Below are 16,579 nucleotides of genomic sequence, written 5' to 3' on the forward strand. Positions count from 1 at the left end.
CCGCATGCTCTCCGCCAGCCGCTTGTACTTTTCCACATCAATCTGACCCATGGAGTATAGCACCACAAACAATACCATCAACAGCGTAATGAAATCTGCATAACTGACCAACCAGCGCTCGCTGTTTTCGCCGCCTTCACCGCCGCCACCGTGTGCCATGGCTTACGCTCCTGCTTCCTTTGCGGCTGCTGCCGCTTTCTTGGCGGGCTTTTCAGCCCCTTTCTCATCCTCACCTTTGACCGCCGAGGGTGGCAGGTAGGCATTCAATTTCTCGCGCACGATGCGCGGGTTCTCACCGGCCTGAATGGAGAGAATTCCCTCCAGCAGCATGTAACGCAGGTGAGCCTCTTCATCGCTTTTGGCTTTGAGTTTGGCGCCAATCGGCAGAAAAATCAGGTTCGCGCTCAACAGGCCCCACAGGGTGGCCAAAAACGCGCCCGCAATGGATTTTGCCAGTTTGTTGGGATCATCCAGCGATTGCAGCACCGAAATCAGCCCCATGACCGTACCGATGATGCCGAAGGTTGGCGCAAAACCGCCGGCAGCGGTGAAGAAGCTGTACCCGGCGCGGTGGCGCGCCTGCATCTGCTGAATGTTGATTTCCATGATGGAACGCACCTGCGCCGGATCCACGCCGTCCACCACCATCATGATGCCTTTTTGTAAAAATTTATCGGTAATCTTCTTGCTGTCCTCTTCCAGGGCCAGAAGGCCATCCCGCCGGGCGCGGTCTGCCATTTTGACCAGCAATTCGATCAACTCGTGCTCATCGAATTTAGTGCCCATGACCGCCTTGCTGATTAGTAGCGGCAGTTTGGTGACGATTTTGAGGGATGTGGTGATGGTGGTTGCCATGATGGCGCCCAGTGCTGTAATCATGATGGCTGAGGGGTGGGCAAATAATTCAGCCGGCGTGCCGCCATCCAGAATCATGACGACCACCACCACAATGACGGCGCCGATCAGACCGATGATTGTTGCCAGATCCATTGCTTTACCTCACTATCTGTCCTGTTTTACAAACAAAGGCTGTGAAATGCGCTGACGATATTCGATGTAACGTTCGCAAACCAATTCGGGAGATTCACGCACAACCAGTTTTTTCTCATTCAACAGGGTGATTACCGTATCCGGAGTTTTTTCTACACTCTGAATCAACTCCGGATTGAGAAAAAATTGTGTTCCATTCAGGCGAGTCAGCAAAATCACAGCAATACCCTTTCCAAAAATTTACAATCGAAGAGGTGTTAATCAATTCTCCCACGCAAGAATCTAACATATCCCCCACTTCAATCACATAAAGGCGGCGTGAAAGCGGTGTAAAGAAAGGCTAAAAAATTCCCCCCACCTTTCAGTTTCATTAACTACCCGGCATTGTGAAGGTGACCTTTCAGCATGTATAATACTCGTGCAAGAATATGGAAAGAAGGTCACGAATGCCGCACGCCGACAAACGGGTTCTCATCCTGGACGATGACGGCGCACTGGGGGAAATGTTGCGCGATTTTATCGCACACACCTGCCAGTGTGAGGTGATTCACCTCGATCACCCTGATGATCTGTGGGGATCGTTGGAAAGCAGCAATTTTGATGTGCTGTTTTTGGATTACAAACTTCCCGGCAGTAACGGCATTGAAATACTGGAACGACTATACCAGAATCCCTGTTACCGCAATTTACCGGTCATCATGATGACCGGCGAAGGCAGTGAAACCATCGCAGCACGGGCAATCCAGGCCGGCGCAATGGACTATCTGGTCAAAACCGAACTATCCTTTGAAATGCTGCCAGCTCTGATTGAGAAAGCCATCCAGCGGCGTGCCATTCAGCAAGCCATTCACGAAGCCCAGCGAAAAGTCGAATATCAGGCGATGCTGCTCAACAACGCGCGCGATGCCATCATCAGCTGGGACTTGAACAACATCATCACCTACTGGAATCAGGCAGCAGAACGGTTATTCGGTTACTCCGCCGAGTACATGCTGGGTAAACCGGTTTTTGAGGCATACTTTTCGCTTTTCGAGCAGCCGCAGCGCCGCAGCGCCGCCGATGAAAATGTGACTCTGCTGGGTGAGCGCCGCTTCCGCCACCCCCAGCGCGGCGTGATCTGGGTCAGTTCTCAAATCAGCCGGCTGTACGGTGGTGAGGACGGCCGGCAGTTGATTGGCACCATGGATGTGGTGCGCGATATTACCCTGGCAAAGCAGGAGCAGGAATCCCTGGCTCAGAGCCAGCACTTCATCAAACGCATTCTGGAAACCATCCCGCACATCATCTATATTATTAACCTGCGCGAAAATCAACTGCGCTACATCAGCCCCAAGGTCAAGGAATTACTGGGATATGCAATCGAGGAGGTGGAGGCAGCTGCCTTCCACAAAATTGTGGAAAAAGTACATCCCGAAGACCGGGAACGGGTTCGGCTGCATTACAGAAATATCCTCAAAACCCCTCCAACTCAGGCATTGACCATCGAATACCGCTTGCCGGATTCGGCTGACCAGTGGCGCTGGCTGCGCAATGTCGAAACCATCTTCTCGCTGGATGGCGTTGGCAACCCGGTCGAAATTATCGGTGTGTGCGAGGACATCACCGCCCGCAAAGAGATGGAAGAAAAACTGAGCGCTTCTCAGGTATATGTCACTCAAACCGCCCGCATGGCGTCCATCGGTCAACTGGCGGCCAGCGTTGCCCACCAGATCAGCAATCCGCTGACCACCATCATCGCCGACACCCAGTTGTTGCTGCGCAGTCTGCCGCCGGAGGATGACCATTCCGAATCGTTGAAAGCCATCCTTTCCGCCGGCTGGCGCATGCAGGAAGTGATTGATCTGCTGATGAAGTTTTCGCAGCCTTCCATCAGCAGCCGTCAAATTGTGGCTATTAATGATACAATTAATAAAGCAATTTTACTGGCGGGCTCTCATTTGCGTTCCGCTCAAATTGATCTGCATCTCAATCTCAGCGAACCTTCCCCGGTGATTTTGGGGTTTGAACAACGTCTGGTGGATTTGTGGGTTAATTTGCTTCTGGCGGAACATCCTTCCGATCCTGACCAATCACCCCGCAATATCTGGATCGAATCGCGCAGCGCAGAGGGGGACATTCAGGTGACCATCAGCGATGATGGACAGCCCATCTCCCCCGAACAGATGGAAACCTTGTTTGAACCCCAACTGATCCCGCGCGGTGTTGGACGGGGAAATGGAATTGAATTAAGCCTGTGCCGGGAAATTGTGCGGCAACACGACGGTTCAATTCAAGTCAGCAGCCGAGAGGGAAGAACGACCTTTACAATTTGCTTGCCTTCAGGAGTGGATGGAAATGGACGGGAAGAAGATTTTAATAATTGAAGATGACGACATCGTTGCCCGCACCATTGAACGCTGCTTGCGCGGTGGAGAATACCGCGTTACGATTGCCGGCAGCGGCGTGGAGGGCCTGCAAGCCGCCCGCCGGGATGTGCCCGATCTGGTGATTCTGGATGTGATCATGCCGGGCATGGATGGTTACACTGTCTGCAAAGAAATGCGTAAAGATGCCCTGCTTGCGGAAGTGCCCATCCTGTTTTTGACTGCAAAGACCAAGGACGATGACAAAATCACCGGGCTGGCAGCCGGAGCGGACGATTACCTCGGCAAGCCGTTCAATGTGGATGAGCTGTTGCTGCGCATCAAAGCCATTTTGCGCCGCACCCAGCGCATGAAACAGGAAAGCCAGCCCCTAACCACTTCCACAGAAGAAAGCAGCCCCAAGAAGGAACTTCCCGAAAGAATCATCCGAATCGGTGAGTACACCCTCAACACCCGCACATTTGAATTTTACAGTCCACAAACCGGCAAATTCCGCCTCACCCCGGTGCAGTATGACCTGCTGTATCATCTGATGACCCATCCAGGCGAAATCTTCTCACCCAACCGCCTGCTGGATGAAGTATGGGACTACCCCACGGATGCCGGCAGTCCCGATCTGGTGCGGGTTCACATTAAAAATCTGAGAGAACGAATTGAATTAGACCCCAAAAATCCAGTTTTTATTCAAACCGTGCCGGGCTACGGTTATACCATTCCACTTCCTGAGGAAGGATAGCGGGGAATTTTATCGTTATGCAGCCAGAACATTTATCGGTCGAAACCTCCGTCGGCTGGGAAAAAATTGCGAAAGTTTATCAGGCATTAAGCAGCCCTGCGCCGCTGAAAAACCGTCTGAGTCAGGCGCTAAACCTGCTGCTGCCTGACCAGCAAGAACGCGGTGCGGCCATCTGGCTGGCGAGTCCCGAGCAAATCTGGATTGGTGGACATTGTCCGCCCTCGTGGGAACAACAACTTCACCTGCAAAGCGGTGTGCTCCCATTTCTGATTCAAAAAGCCATGCGCAGCAGAGAAGCCATCCTGCAATCACCCAACCACGACATTGGCGCAGTGTTGCCGATTCAATGGGAAGGGGAAATGTTCGGCGTTTTCATCCTCACCGCCCCGCCGCTCAACGAACGGGATGTTGCTCTCTGGAAGGAACAGATTGAGCCTTTTGCGCGCGTACTGGCAAATGAACACGGTCAAGGTCCGGCTGAAGCGGATCGGCTGGTTTTAGAGGTTCATCAATTCCTCAATGAAATTCACCTGAACTCCTCCGTGTGGGATTTTCAGCAAGTTACGGCTCAGTTCACCGCCGCTGCCCGGAATTTAATGAATGCCGATGATGCCGCGTTGATCCTCACCGATCATGTCAACCCTGGGCTGGCCATCAAGCGAAGGCTGGGCGTGGGCAGGGCCTGGAGCGGGCAAATCAGCCTGCGGCTGGAAGAAAGCCTGACCCGCCGGGCGCTGGAAAGCCGGCAAATTTTACAGAGTAAAGATAACGGTCACATGGCTTTTCATCCCGAAATTGACCGCCTGCCGGATCTGCCGGTTGAAAACCTGATTTGCGCTCCGCTGCTGGCCGAAAACATGAGCCTTGGGGTGTTGCAGATCATCAACCCTCAGCATGACCTGCGCAACCCGCTGATTCATTCGGCGTTTCTGGTGTTGATCAATTCGCTGACAACATGGATGATCAAAGAACAGCAGGCAACCCGCCTCAAAATCACCAGCGCCGAAATGGAAGCGCGCCTGTGGGAAATCACCAAATCCCGCAATACCCTGCGCACCCTGTTCGATAGCATTCCTTCTTCTATTTACATTATTGACCGTTCATACCGCATTGTGGCCATCAATCTCCCGCGCAGCCAGCGTGCCCGCAGCGAGCCGCGGCAACTGGTCGGCAAGAAATGTTACGAAGCCCTGTACAACCGCAGCGAAATCTGCCCCGACTGCCGGGTTTTGGAAACTTTCACGCAGGCGGTTTCAACCACCCGCCCGGTTCACGAGTGGCTGGAAGGGGATCGTTTCATTGACTGGGAAATCACCACCTACCCCATCCAGGAAAAAAACAACCTGCCGCATCAGGTGATTGTCTTCGAGCAGGATGTCACCGAAAAGCGCAGCCTGGAAGCTAACCTGATTCAATCCGAAAAGATGGCCGCTGTGGGGCAACTGGCTGCCGGCATTGCCCATGAGATTAACAACCCCCTGGCAGCCATCATTGCCAACACCCAGCTGCTGAAGCGAGAATTGCTCAGCGATTCGGCTGACTTCATGGAAACGCTGCAATTGATTGAAACTGCCGGTTTGCGGGCTGCCAATGTGGTCAGCGGGCTGCTGGGCATTTCCCGCAAGGAAAATAAATACGAATTTGAGCCGCTTTCGCTCAACGAGAGCGTCCGCTCCGCACTGGCGCTGGTACATCACGACCTGGTGCGTCGTTCAATTGAAGTGGTCACCGACTTGCAGGAAGACATGCCCTCATTGATCGCCAGTAAAAATCACCTGCAAAGTATCTGGATCAATCTGCTGGTCAACAGCATGGATGCAATGGACAAGGAAAACGGGCGGATTGTCATTACAACCCGCTACGCCGAGCGTAACTTCATCGTGACCTTTGAAGATAACGGCAAGGGCATTCCCCAGGAATATCTCTCACGGATTTTTGAACCGTTCTTCACCACCAAAGCCGCCGGGCGCGGCACGGGTTTGGGACTGGCGATCACTCAGCGGGTCATCAAAGAGCATCAGGGCGAGATCCGCATCGAAAGCCAGCTGGGGCAGGGCGTCAAAATCACCATCACTCTGCCGGATATTCCGCGCGGATAGCAGCTCAAATACTGCGCGCCAGTCGGAAACCGATCAGCGGCGAGCTATGGGTTGCCGCCATACCTTCCCTCGCCGAGCAGCGCGCCAGTTTACGGGTGTAATACCAGGCTCCACCCCGAATGACATAGCGCTCATCGGTTCGCTGTTCTTCGCGGCCGTCCGCCGGATCATACGGATAAGGCATGTAAATGGTGCTGGTCCATTCCCACACATTCCCCACCATGTCCGCCGCACCGCAGGGACTGTCTCCCCCCGGCGAGTAGGAACCAACCGGAGTGGTGCCTTTTTTGGCGCTTTCCGCCGTGTTACAGCGCCAGGGGTCAAAGGTGTTGCCCCATGGATAGATACGCCCATCATCGCCGCGCGCTGCCCGTTCCCACTCTGCTTCGGTTGGCAGACGGTAATTGGAGCCGGTCAGCCTGTTCAGCCATTCAATGTATGCCATTGCATCCAGTTTCGAGACCCCCACAATCGGATGCAGCGCCTGTTCCAGCGGATAACGAAAACCATTCCAGCCTTTGGGCAGGCGATAACCGGTATCCTGAATAAACAGATGATACTCCATGTTGGTTACCGGATATTGAGCAATTTCAAACGCCTCAAGCCAGACCACATGCTGGGGCTGTTCGGCATCGAAAAGATCGTTGTCGTACCACTCATACGCCCAGTCCGATTCTTTGACCTGGAGGCGTTTGATGTCTTCGTCGCTGGTGCCCATCAAAAACTCACCCGCCGGAATTGGAATCATGATCGGCAGCCGCACCCGGTTGGCAGCCGCCTTTGCCCAGTTTTGATCTTTTGGAAGTGAATGCTGCGCTGCCATTAACCTGCCTCCTCAAAACCGCAAATTGCCCGCTCAATTTTTTCGATGTTTTCAGCCGCGTCCTGACTGAGGGCGTAAAGATAGGGTGCACCCGCTGCCCGCTGCCGGGCTGCTTCAATATTTTCTGCCAGCCAACCAATCGCCTCAGCCCACTCTGCTGGTGAGTTGCCCACCAGGTGACCATATTCAGCCAGCCCCTGAAAGGGAGGCTGATTGCTGGCGATCCACGGAATTTTCATGGCCATATATTCCACCGCCGGCAGCGGACTCTGGCGCAGATCAAACTCACCAACAGCCGGCAGCAGACCAATATCCACTTTACTTAACGCCGCCGGCAGGCCTTCCGCAGATAATACCGGCAACACCTCCACCCGTTCGGCCGGCAAGCGGCTCAACCAGCGGGCGGCAGATGGGTCTGCACCGGCAAAGAGCAGATTCAACCGCTCCGATTGGTGAAGCACCTGCTCAATCCCTTCCAAAACACCGCTGCCTTTGAGCGAACTGAACGCCTGACCGCTGGCATTCAATCCAAGCCACACCGAATCGGCTCTTTTTTGGGACGGCACAACCAGATATTCGTTGGTATTCAAATAATCCGCCAGCAATTGTACCCGCCCGTGAGGGAAGCAATCGCGGGCTAACTGGGGGGTGGGCACGAGGATGCCGTCCACCATTTTGAACAACCATTTCAACTGCTCGGCAGGGGATGGAAAAACCGGGCGTGAGCCGTTTTTGAACGGCAGGGGCAAAATACCTTTTCGCCAGAAAGAAAACCCGGGACGATCTGCTGCGAGATATTCAACACTCAGGTCAATATCCACCAGCACTTTTTTACCGCGCGCCCGCCAGCGGGCAACGCCTGCCAGCGTGTTTTCAAACAGATAACGGTGCAGGATGATCACATCCGCAGAGGCACACCCTTCAACAGCCGCCGGGCTGTTGTGAAAGAATTCCTCCAAAGGCAGAAAATGAACGATATGACGGCCGCTGGCCTGCAGAGCTGCGGCCGGATTATGGCAGCGGATATGCACACGGTATTGATCCTCCGTCAGGGTGGAGTGGACAAAAGTAATCTTCACGCCGTCGGCCTCCCCGCTTCTGTCAGTTTTGCTGTTTTGGCGGAGCGAATGGTTTTTTCCAGCGTACGCAGCCACAGCAGGGTGACTTCGCTCGCCTCGCGGCTGAGCGCCATCTTTCGTCCCAGCATACCCATGGATTGACGGTGATCGGCATCCATGACCAGTTCCCGCAGGTGCAGATGCCATTCATCAATGCAGCCGGCCAGTCTTCCCCCCGCCATCCAGCGGCTGAACGGCACAACCGGGCTGCCTACCCAGGGTATGGCTTTGATGCCCGCTTCCACCAAAATTTGATCGGAAATCGAATCGTTATAAGGGTGGTTGCGCAGCGGAATCAGGAGAATATCCACCTGCTCCAGCAGATAGGGAAATTCCTCAACGCCGGTCATCGGCAAATACATCCGCCGGTTTTCCGGCAGAATATCAAAGAGATGATAGGCCTGATAATCCCCAATGACAACCAGGCGGGTTTGTGGAAACTCGCGCATCACCCGGATAACCGCCCTGCGGATGGACGCCAGATCCTCACTCTGACTGGGATTGGCCACCCAGCCGAGATGAACAGCCTCTCGCTGCTCACCTTCCTGCAGCCAGAGGAAATTGGTGCGCATCCAGCCATCCGGCACATACACCGCCGGCCTGCCGGCACTGCGCAGCGATTCAGCCTGTAAGGGCGAGGGGACGGTGATGCAGTCAGCCAACAGCAGAGCGGATGCGTAAGCCTTGCCGCGGGCTGGAGTTCCCAGACCAAACGAAGCATAGGAAGGGTGAGTGACCGGCAGTTGTTCAAAATCGGTTTCCAAATCCACCAGCAGCGGCACACCCATACCGGTCAGGCGGGCAATGCCTTCCATGTTTTCCGGTTTCAGGTGCGGGTTCGCTGCAATCATCAAATCCGGCAATTCACCCGATTGCAGACAATCCGGCAGGCTGCGTTCAACCTGCGCGCCGGCCTGCTGAAGCGCTGCCTCCAGCAGCGCGATGCGATTCGCCCGCCCGAATGCTTCACTTTCCAGCAGCAGCACCTTCCACTGCCCAAAAGGAACGGCAATCTCCTCCCCCTCGGGCTGGCTGGCAGCCCGCTCTACCATGTGAGCCTGCAGGGTGGATTGCAAAGCGCGCAGCGCCTGCTCTACTTCGGCATTGCCATCCGCCTGTGCCTGACGGATGTTGATTTCCAGCAAAGCCGGCAGGATTTCATCCATCTCATCCAGGCGCGCAGCAATTTCCTGAGCAGGATTCTCGGCGTGGAGGATGCGGTAGAGAATGCCGGCGGCTCGGTTCAATTCCTCCTCGCCAATCTCCTTCTGCCGCCCGGTCAGGCGTTGCAGCAGCTGCCCCACCGAAGCCGGATCATTGGGTAAGGGCTCATTTTGCAGGTTCCAGGATTCGCTCCACGCCTTTTCAATCTGGCGGCGCAGTTCCTCGTTGTGCGGGTCAAGCCACAATGCGCGTTCGTAAAAGCGGCGCGCCTGCTCGCCCTGTCCGGCAGCCAGATAGAGATTACCCATCGCTACCAATGAATCAACATCGTCGGGATAATCCTGCAAGATCGCGCTGAACAATTGCGCGGCTTCTTCCAACCGATTCTCGTCTAAACAGGTACGCCCCAGCGTTTTGCGAATCTTCAAATCCGGGGCGCTGACCACAGGCAGAGAATCCACCATCTCGTTTCCTGAACCTTTCCTTGAATCAATACCCATTTATCCGGCACATTAATCTGCTTTCTCATCTTAATCATCGAGGCAGAAAATGCCAATAAAAGCTTGCTGAAAATCCCGTAAAGAATGGATAAAGGCCGAAAACCCTGAACCATAACCCCATTTTTTATGCAGGGATGACCCATTTTTAACGTCCAATTTACAGACGAAACTTTGCCAATCCGTTAAACTGAACGCGTCATGAGTGATTCTCTGTTTTCTCCACTTTTGCCGCTTTATCCGGCGGGCAGGGCGGCGCAAGCCCCTGTGCTGACCTCCTCCGCCGCCCCGGCTCAAAACAGTGAATTTCAGAACCTGCTGGCAGCCCTGATGCTTTCCGGCGGCGGACTGGGCAGCAGCCCGACAGCCGGCGGTGATTTACTCCCGCCGCTGCTGCTGATGCTGCTGGAGCAGTTAATTGCCCGCCAGGCTGAACAGAACAGCGCGGCTGGCAGTGTGGGGGCAGCCAACCTCCTGAACGGCGGGTCCATGTTTGCTCCCCTGGCAGCAGGCGAACCCTCCCCCGTGCCGTGGGGGCGACCGGTTGGCGGACGGTTGACCCAGGCATACCACGCCCATCATAACGGGCTCGACTTTGGCGTGCCGGTGGGAACGCCCGTGCGTTCAACCATGGATGGGCGAGTGATCTACGCCGGCTGGAACGATCAGGGCTATGGCAATCTGGTGATCGTTGAAAACGGGCCCTACCGCACCTATTACGCTCATCTCTCCAGCATTCCGGTCAGCGTCGGTCAGCAGGTGGCTGCCGGTACGGTGATCGGCCTTTCGGGCAATACCGGAAACTCCACCGGACCGCACCTGCATTACGAAATCCGCATCAACCACAAGGCGATTGACCCAACCGACCTGACCCTTAACCGACCGCCGCGCTGGTAATCAACTTTGCCCCCGCAGAGGATGACTGCATGAATCCACCTCCCCAAAACCTGATCCCCATATTTTGGGAATATGCCAACCGCCGCATCCCCATCCGCCTGTTGAACCATTACCGCGGGATGCCGGTCATCAACGACGGGTGGATTGAACGCGTTGAAGAAGGGGGGATTCTGGTCGGAACGCATAAAAATCAAATTGCCTGCCTGTACCTGACCCATAACACCGTTGTGGAGTTGGAAGCGCTGCAGTTGACCCTATCGGGGCAGGTGATCGGCATTCAACTGGCCAGCCGCAAAGCCCTAGTGGGGAACTTTGAGCCAATACCGCGGCCGTTCGTTCACCGCGCTCAGATTCGGGTCGAGCCGGAAGTGCCGGTACAGGTCTTTCTACGCGCCAGATCCGGCTATCAGGAAGTCAACGCCGCCATCAAAGACCTTTCCACACAGGGTTTGGGGATTTATCTGGAGCGCAGCCTGTATCACCCGCGCCTTTATCCGGTTGGGGGTGAGATTCAAGTGCGCTTCAGCCTGCCGATTAACCACAAAACCACCCCCCATACGGCGCCTCTTTCCGGTCGCACCCCTATGGAGGAACGCTTCAGCCGGGAGAGTATCCGCGGGCTACCGCAAAGCAGCCAGCCGGTCAAAATGACTGGTTCTCTGCCGCTTGCTACTTCTTCCGGCAATTTGAACCTGCGCGGAATTATCCGCAATGTACGCCCCGAACTGGGGGCGAACCGCTACCGGCTGGGGGTGCTGATCAGCACGCTGGATGAAAGCGGCCGGTTGACTCTCTATCAATACATGGCTCAACGTCAGGCAGAATTGATTCGGGAATTGAACATGCTTTACGAAGGAATCGCCCGGCTGGGCAGTTAAGGCAGGAAAAACCTTTTCAACCTGTTGAGTCGTGAACAAATAAGTTCACCAGCGTGAGTTCAACCCAGGTGAAAAAACGGGTTGGGAATATAGTTGCCCCCTCCTGCCTCCTCCAAAACCGTTTCAGCGGTTTTGGGGGAGGTACGGTGGGGGTTGAAAATTCTTATTTTCGATTGAGAAGTAAATTATTCCAAACTGAGGTTTACGGGCAAGCAAAGTCTGCCTTTTTTATATCGGTCTCCCTTTCAGAAAGTTAAGGATGCTTTGCGGCGCGAATGTACCGCAAAGCACCCATCCTTTTGGGATTTGGCAACCAAATTTTACAGTTTGAACTGCACGACCACCTTTTCCAACACTTCGGCCATCTCGGAAAGCGAATGCGCCGATGCCGAAACTTCTTCGACCTGTGCGCTCATCTCTTCCGCCGAAGCCGAAACCTCTTCAATGGCGGCACTGTTCTGTTCGCTGACGCTGGCAATCGTTTCGATGGACATGGTCACTTCCGAAGAACTGGCCGACATCTGCTCGGTAGCCGCCGTGTTTTCTTCAATGACTGCCGAAACCGAATCCACCGCAGCGATCATTTCGTTGGCAGCCCTTTCCATTTCAGCCGCGGCGCGTGCAGCCTGCTGGGCCTGCTGATTGACCTGCTCTACGGTTTGCAGGATTTGCTGGAGAGAATTACCGGCTTCTCCGGCCGATTCCACACCTTTTTCAACTTCCTGCGCGCTTTCCAGCATGGCGTTGACCGTTTCATTGACCGAAGTCTGAATGGCTTTGATCAATGCGCCAATTTCGCGGGTAGCGTTTGCCGAGCGTTCCGCCAGTTTGCGCACCTCATCGGCCACCACGGCAAAGCCCTTACCGTGCTCGCCGGCGCGGGCCGCCTCGATGGCAGCGTTCAGCGCCAGCAGATTGGTTTGTGAGGCAATGTCTTCGATGGTTTCCACAATCACGCCAATCTGATTGGAGCGGTTGCTCATTTCGGCAATCTTTTCAGCCGAGAGATCTACTTTCTCGCGGATGGACTGCATTCCCTGAACGGTATGACGAACGGTATCCTGTCCATGGGCAGCTGCCTGCGATGCGGCGGCCGCGCCCTGAGAAACGGAACGGGCAATTTCAGCCACCTGTTGAATAGCCCGATGCAACTGGGCAGACAGTTGTGTCGCGCGGGCAGCCGCCTGAGCCTGTTCCTGCGCACCGCGTGCCACACCGTCAATGGTGTGCGCCATTTGATCCATGACACTCGCCGTGCGGCTGACCGATTCGGTTTGCTGACCGACACCGGCTGCCACCTGTTGAACTGTAGCGGCAATTTGGGTGGTGGCCTGCCCGGCCTGGCTGGATGCGGCTGCCAGCTGCCCGGCGGCTGCTTTCAGGCTGAGCGCGCTGGTTTGCAAATGCTCCACCTGCTGGCGCAATTTGGTGATCATTTTGGCAAAGGACTGCCCCAAGACATCCTTTTCGGAAACCGGCTGAACCTGAACCGTCAAATCACCGGCGGCAATTTTTTCGGCTGCCTGCGCCATTTCCTTCTGATAAGCGATCAGCGCACGGAACGAATCGGCTAAAATGCCGACCTCATCGCGGCTGGTAAAAGCAACTTCCTGTTGAATATCACCATGCGCCAATCCCTGTGCGGTTCTTGCCATGGCTTTGATCGGGTTGGCCAGGTTGCGTGCCAGCACATTCCCAACCGTTGCGCCAACCGCCAGAACGGCAATGCCCACCAGCAGGATGATATTGCGCAGCTGATTGACCGGCGCGTCGGCTTCGGCGACATCCTGCTCAATGATTAAACCCCATCCGGTTTCTTTAAGCGGCAGATAAGCCCCCAGTACGGCCACGTCACGATAGTTGGAATAACGATCTACCCCCTTTTCGCCGCTCAACACCCGGTCAGCGCTAACCGTTTCTACCTTCACCTCCAATTCCGGGCGTTCTTTGAAAAGACCGGCTTTCTTCAGGTCATCTCTGAAACGCGGCGGAGTGATCAGGTAGCCAGCTTTGTTGATTAAATAGGCATCCCCGGTCTGCCCAAGCCAGACATTGGAAAGAACTTCGGCAAACGTAGTGGTAGGCAAAGTGCCACCCACCATCCCAATCACCACGGAAGGATTGTTGGGATCATAAATCGGCGCAGCCACCACAAAAACCAGATTGCCGGTAGCCTTTGAAACGACGGGTTCGGCCACCACAGTCTGCTTCTGCATGACGGCAATATAGTAAGAGCGGCTGCTCAAGTCCACAGTGGTATCGTCGGAGGTTGCTATGGTCTTTCCATCCTTTCCCGTGACGAACAGGGTTTCGTAATTTCCCCACTGCTTATAAAATTGGTGAATCGCTTCGCGTGCAGTGGTTGGATCTAATGAGCGGATGCTACTGATACCAGCCAGTGTTTCCACTTCATGCTTTCTCTGGTGGATCCATTCATCCATGTAAACAGCGGTGGATTGAGCATTCGATTCCAACCTTGCCATAATTTCCTTCTCCAAGGTTGAGCGGGATTGAAAATAGGCAATCAGGCCCACCAGCAGCACCGTGCCAAACGCCAGCAGCACAAAGGCACGCGCCAAACGGAACAAGAGGGTAGTTTGATTTTTATCCGATTTCAGAATTTGCCATTTGATTTGTTTCATAATCCTCTCCATGCAACATATCAAAATTCTTACCACTTCAACAAAGTATTTGGTACACCAAGCGTAAAACAAGTTGAGCGTAATTTGAATAAAAAACGGGTAAAGAGAAGATAAAGTGGAAGTAAAAAAATTGGAGTTCGGCTCAAGCGCAACACTTGACGATTTGGGGCGGGCGCGGTATATTAACAGCACGCCCTCGTAGCTCAATTGGACAGAGCGTTTGCTTGCGGAGCAAAAGGTTGCAGATTCGAGTTCTGCCGGGGGCACTTCCACAGGGATTCCATCCCTGTACTCCGCAACGCACCCGATGGATCCCTGGGTGCGTTTTGTGTTTTTGAGAAGACAGGAGAGACATGGTCACACTCCCCACATTTCTACCTCTTTCCGAAGCCGCCCGCAAGTATGGGCTGGAAGAGGCTCATTTGCGCGCGCTGATTGAGAAAGGTAAAATCAGGGCAGGAGTGATGGCAGGCGAAATGGTCGTGAGCGAGGAAGAAGTAAGGGATCAGACAATTAATCGGAAAGAAGATCTACCTGAGTACAAGAAGCATGCTCATCTACAAGGAATCCCGATTTGGATAAATGAAGCTGCCCGTAAATATAACGTGCCGGGACCAACGATTACTGTTTGGGTTCAACGTGGAATCATTAGAACACTTGGATATGATAAGAACAGAAAACTAATTGACGAAGCAGACGTGGCATATTGTGCTGAAATATATCATCAGCGTAAAGGACAGGGAAAGTGGCTATTTGATGAAAACGGGATGCCTTATAAACCAAAAACGGGCCCATTAGTAGCTTAAGAATTCAAAAAGACGGCATTATGCCGTTTTTTTTGTTTCATAATCATTAGAAGTTGTTGACAACATCTAGTGAATTATGCTATACTACCCATGGCACCTTTTCAAACCAATACCTTACTGCCTCACTTGGAACGCACTCGGAAAAACACAACGCCCCGCCGGGCGTTGTGCGCCCGATCGGGGCGTTCCGTGAGCCGTGTGGTCGCACGCTCACGGTGAGGCAAGCAGAGTGCGCTGCTCACCCCGTGAAAAGTATAGCACGAGAACAGACACCCTGCAAATCCCCGGCAGGGTGTTTTGTTTAGCGGTGTTGGCTCATCTTTCCTCCGTTCAGGCGGCAGGTGCGTTCGGCGGGTTCAAGTCCCGCCCGCCTGAATTGACTCCCTGGGCAAACAACCTGGGGACCAACCTGCAAAGCGGAGAGACGCTTGACAGCCGGGACAGACCGGCATAGTACCTTGACATGGTGTTTCCTCCTTATAAATCCAGCCGCCGTAGTATCGGGCGGGATGGTCCCCGATCCTGCGGTGGGTGCAACTCCCACCCGGCTGGACTGGCGAACCTGACCTTGCTAGCGAGGCAGGCGAAGCCCGGCGCACCCTGCACGTGGTGAGTGCCACCAGCACAAGAGACATGAGCGCCGGGAAACAGGCAGGGTGACAGCCCGGAGAGACGGGCTACCTGGTTGGGGTTGGATTTCCAACCCAGCGAAGGCGAGGCAGACCCTCAAAGAGCCGGACGTGCGCGAGGGCAACCAGGTAACCTGTGTGCGGGAGTAGCTTAACGGCAGAGCATTGGCGTCATGAGCCAAAGAGTGAGGGTTCAAATCACTCTTCCCGTTCTCTGACTTTTGACTAGAGACAAAAGGCATGAAAAACAAAATCCCCCTCGAACAAGCCGAATACATTGCGCAGAAATATCTTTCAATGCTTGCACCTTACTGCGAGCGTGTTGAAATCGCCGGGAGTATCCGGCGGCGCAAAGCCGAAGTGGGCGACATTGAAATCGTGGCTCAGCCAAAAAGGGTGGAGGCGTTGTTTGGAGTAAGCGCCCCGATCCACATTGCCGATCCCCTCGGAGCAACGCTCATCAAAGGAGGTGCGCGCTACCGGCAATATGCCTTGCCCGAAGGTATCAACCTTGACCTTTTCATTGTGCTGCCCCCTGCCCAATGGGGCGTCATTTTTGCCATCCGCACGGGCGGAGCGGAGTTTTCGCACAAACTGGTGACCCCCAGAAAACACGGAGGCTATCTACCATCACACTATACGGTGCGAAATGGAGCAGTGTACCACACCGGTACAGACGAGTTAATTCCCACCCCGGAAGAGGAAGATTTTCTCTCGATCTGCGGGGTGGCGCATATTCCACCACATGAGAGGAGTTGATTGAATGCTTGAACTACAACTGATCGGCAATCTGGGCAAAGACCCGGAAGCGCGCTACACCCCGGACGGCGTATTGGTGTGCAGCTTTCCGGTAGCGGTCACCACCCGCAAAGACGAGACCGTGTGGGTGGAAGTGACCGCCTGGCGGGAACTGGGCGAACGCTGCCACCAGTACCTG

15 protein-coding genes and 2 tRNA genes are annotated in these 16,579 nt (G+C 54.5%); 10 read left to right on the plus strand and 7 right to left on the minus strand.

All coding sequences use genetic code 11. The features are described from left to right. The 3 genes from VAE48_RS17505 to VAE48_RS06990 all read right to left on the minus strand — a co-directional run. Positions 1-159, minus strand: a 159-nt coding sequence (locus tag VAE48_RS17505) for a flagellar motor protein MotB (RefSeq protein WP_416181033.1), incomplete at its 3' end; no start/stop codon positions are given. A gap of 3 nt (positions 160-162) precedes the next feature. After that, on the minus strand, positions 163-990 hold the full coding sequence (locus VAE48_RS06985; RefSeq protein WP_322792599.1) for a motility protein A: 828 nt from the start codon (positions 988-990) through the stop codon (positions 163-165). Positions 991-1,002: 12 nt separating this feature from the next. After that, on the minus strand, positions 1,003-1,209 hold the full coding sequence (locus VAE48_RS06990) for a flagellar FlbD family protein (protein WP_322792600.1): 207 nt from the start codon (positions 1,207-1,209) through the stop codon (positions 1,003-1,005). A 227-nt stretch (positions 1,210-1,436) separates the two neighbouring features. On the opposite strand from VAE48_RS06990, the gene VAE48_RS06995 reads away from it, so the two are divergent. From VAE48_RS06995 to VAE48_RS07005, 3 genes are read left to right on the plus strand one after another with little or no spacing between them, the layout of a single operon-like run. Next, on the plus strand, positions 1,437-3,353 hold the full coding sequence (locus tag VAE48_RS06995) for a PAS domain S-box protein (protein WP_322792601.1): 1,917 nt from the start codon (positions 1,437-1,439) through the stop codon (positions 3,351-3,353). Continuing rightward, positions 3,325-4,089 carry a response regulator transcription factor gene (locus VAE48_RS07000; RefSeq protein ID WP_322792602.1) on the plus strand — a complete coding sequence of 255 codons (765 nt, stop codon included), beginning with the start codon at positions 3,325-3,327 and terminating at the stop codon, positions 4,087-4,089. Before VAE48_RS06995 ends, VAE48_RS07000 begins: the two co-directional genes overlap by 29 nt. A gap of 17 nt (positions 4,090-4,106) precedes the next feature. Continuing rightward, on the plus strand, positions 4,107-6,188 hold the full coding sequence (locus tag VAE48_RS07005; RefSeq protein WP_322792603.1) for an ATP-binding protein: 2,082 nt from the start codon (positions 4,107-4,109) through the stop codon (positions 6,186-6,188). A 4-nt stretch (positions 6,189-6,192) separates the two neighbouring features. Here the strand turns inward: VAE48_RS07005 and VAE48_RS07010 are convergent, their stop codons facing one another. Genes VAE48_RS07010 through VAE48_RS07020 form a run of 3 tightly spaced genes read right to left on the minus strand, consistent with a single transcriptional unit; the run spans position 6,193 to position 9,757 of the window. Further along, on the minus strand, positions 6,193-7,011 hold the full coding sequence (locus VAE48_RS07010) for a formylglycine-generating enzyme family protein (RefSeq protein ID WP_322792604.1): 819 nt from the start codon (positions 7,009-7,011) through the stop codon (positions 6,193-6,195). Beyond that, entirely contained in the window at positions 7,011-8,090 is a 1,080-nt protein-coding gene (locus tag VAE48_RS07015; protein WP_322792605.1) for a glycosyltransferase, read from the minus strand. Before VAE48_RS07015 ends, VAE48_RS07010 begins: the two co-directional genes overlap by 1 nt. Then, positions 8,087-9,757, minus strand: a complete 1,671-nt coding sequence (locus VAE48_RS07020; protein WP_322792606.1) for a tetratricopeptide repeat protein — start codon at positions 9,755-9,757, stop codon at positions 8,087-8,089. Before VAE48_RS07020 ends, VAE48_RS07015 begins: the two co-directional genes overlap by 4 nt. A 234-nt stretch (positions 9,758-9,991) precedes the next feature. On the opposite strand from VAE48_RS07020, the gene VAE48_RS07025 reads away from it, so the two are divergent. Both VAE48_RS07025 and VAE48_RS07030 read left to right on the plus strand, forming a co-directional pair. Then, positions 9,992-10,687, plus strand: a complete 696-nt coding sequence (locus VAE48_RS07025) for a M23 family metallopeptidase (protein ID WP_322792607.1) — start codon at positions 9,992-9,994, stop codon at positions 10,685-10,687. Between the two features lie 29 nt (positions 10,688-10,716). Further along, positions 10,717-11,565 (plus strand): PilZ domain-containing protein, encoded by an 849-nt coding sequence (locus VAE48_RS07030; RefSeq protein WP_322792608.1) that lies wholly within the window; start codon positions 10,717-10,719, stop codon positions 11,563-11,565. 320 nt (positions 11,566-11,885) lie between these two features. On the opposite strand, the gene VAE48_RS07035 is transcribed toward VAE48_RS07030, so the two are convergent. After that, on the minus strand, positions 11,886-14,207 hold the full coding sequence (locus VAE48_RS07035) for a methyl-accepting chemotaxis protein (RefSeq protein WP_322792609.1): 2,322 nt from the start codon (positions 14,205-14,207) through the stop codon (positions 11,886-11,888). A gap of 192 nt (positions 14,208-14,399) precedes the next feature. Here VAE48_RS07035 and VAE48_RS07040 point away from each other — a divergent pair. The 5 genes from VAE48_RS07040 to VAE48_RS07060 form a co-directional block, all read left to right on the plus strand. Then, positions 14,400-14,473 (plus strand) — tRNA-Arg (locus VAE48_RS07040). Between the two features lie 87 nt (positions 14,474-14,560). After that, entirely contained in the window at positions 14,561-15,013 is a 453-nt protein-coding gene (locus VAE48_RS07045) for a hypothetical protein (protein ID WP_322792610.1), read from the plus strand. Positions 15,014-15,782: 769 nt separating this feature from the next. Continuing rightward, positions 15,783-15,854, plus strand: a tRNA-Met gene (locus VAE48_RS07050). Positions 15,855-15,882: 28 nt separating this feature from the next. Beyond that, positions 15,883-16,401: a hypothetical protein gene (locus tag VAE48_RS07055; RefSeq protein ID WP_322792611.1), complete on the plus strand. Its 519-nt coding sequence runs from the start codon at positions 15,883-15,885 to the stop codon at positions 16,399-16,401. Positions 16,402-16,405: 4 nt separating this feature from the next. Further along, the coding region (locus VAE48_RS07060) for a single-stranded DNA-binding protein (protein WP_322792612.1) at positions 16,406-16,579 on the plus strand (174 nt) is incomplete at its 3' end.

The sequence above is a fragment of the Bellilinea sp. genome, from assembly GCF_034432615.1.
Classification (GTDB): Bacteria; Chloroflexota; Anaerolineae; order Anaerolineales; family Anaerolineaceae; genus Bellilinea.

Excerpts from the sequence above, each read along its gene's own strand:
- VAE48_RS06985 (WP_322792599.1), bottom strand. The coding sequence starts at position 990 with ATGGATCTGGCAACAATCATCGGTCTGATCGGCGCCGTCATTGTGGTG.
- VAE48_RS06995 (WP_322792601.1), top strand. The coding sequence starts at position 1,437 with ATGCCGCACGCCGACAAACGGGTTCTCATCCTGGACGATGACGGCGCA.
- VAE48_RS07000 (WP_322792602.1), top strand. The coding sequence starts at position 3,325 with ATGGACGGGAAGAAGATTTTAATAATTGAAGATGACGACATCGTTGCC.
- VAE48_RS07005 (WP_322792603.1), top strand. The coding sequence starts at position 4,107 with ATGCAGCCAGAACATTTATCGGTCGAAACCTCCGTCGGCTGGGAAAAA.
- VAE48_RS07010 (WP_322792604.1), bottom strand. The coding sequence starts at position 7,011 with ATGGCAGCGCAGCATTCACTTCCAAAAGATCAAAACTGGGCAAAGGCG.
- VAE48_RS07020 (WP_322792606.1), bottom strand. The coding sequence starts at position 9,757 with ATGGTGGATTCTCTGCCTGTGGTCAGCGCCCCGGATTTGAAGATTCGC.
- VAE48_RS07025 (WP_322792607.1), top strand. The coding sequence starts at position 9,992 with ATGAGTGATTCTCTGTTTTCTCCACTTTTGCCGCTTTATCCGGCGGGC.
- VAE48_RS07030 (WP_322792608.1), top strand. The coding sequence starts at position 10,717 with ATGAATCCACCTCCCCAAAACCTGATCCCCATATTTTGGGAATATGCC.
- VAE48_RS07035 (WP_322792609.1), bottom strand. The coding sequence starts at position 14,207 with ATGAAACAAATCAAATGGCAAATTCTGAAATCGGATAAAAATCAAACT.
- VAE48_RS07045 (WP_322792610.1), top strand. The coding sequence starts at position 14,561 with ATGGTCACACTCCCCACATTTCTACCTCTTTCCGAAGCCGCCCGCAAG.
- VAE48_RS07055 (WP_322792611.1), top strand. The coding sequence starts at position 15,883 with ATGAAAAACAAAATCCCCCTCGAACAAGCCGAATACATTGCGCAGAAA.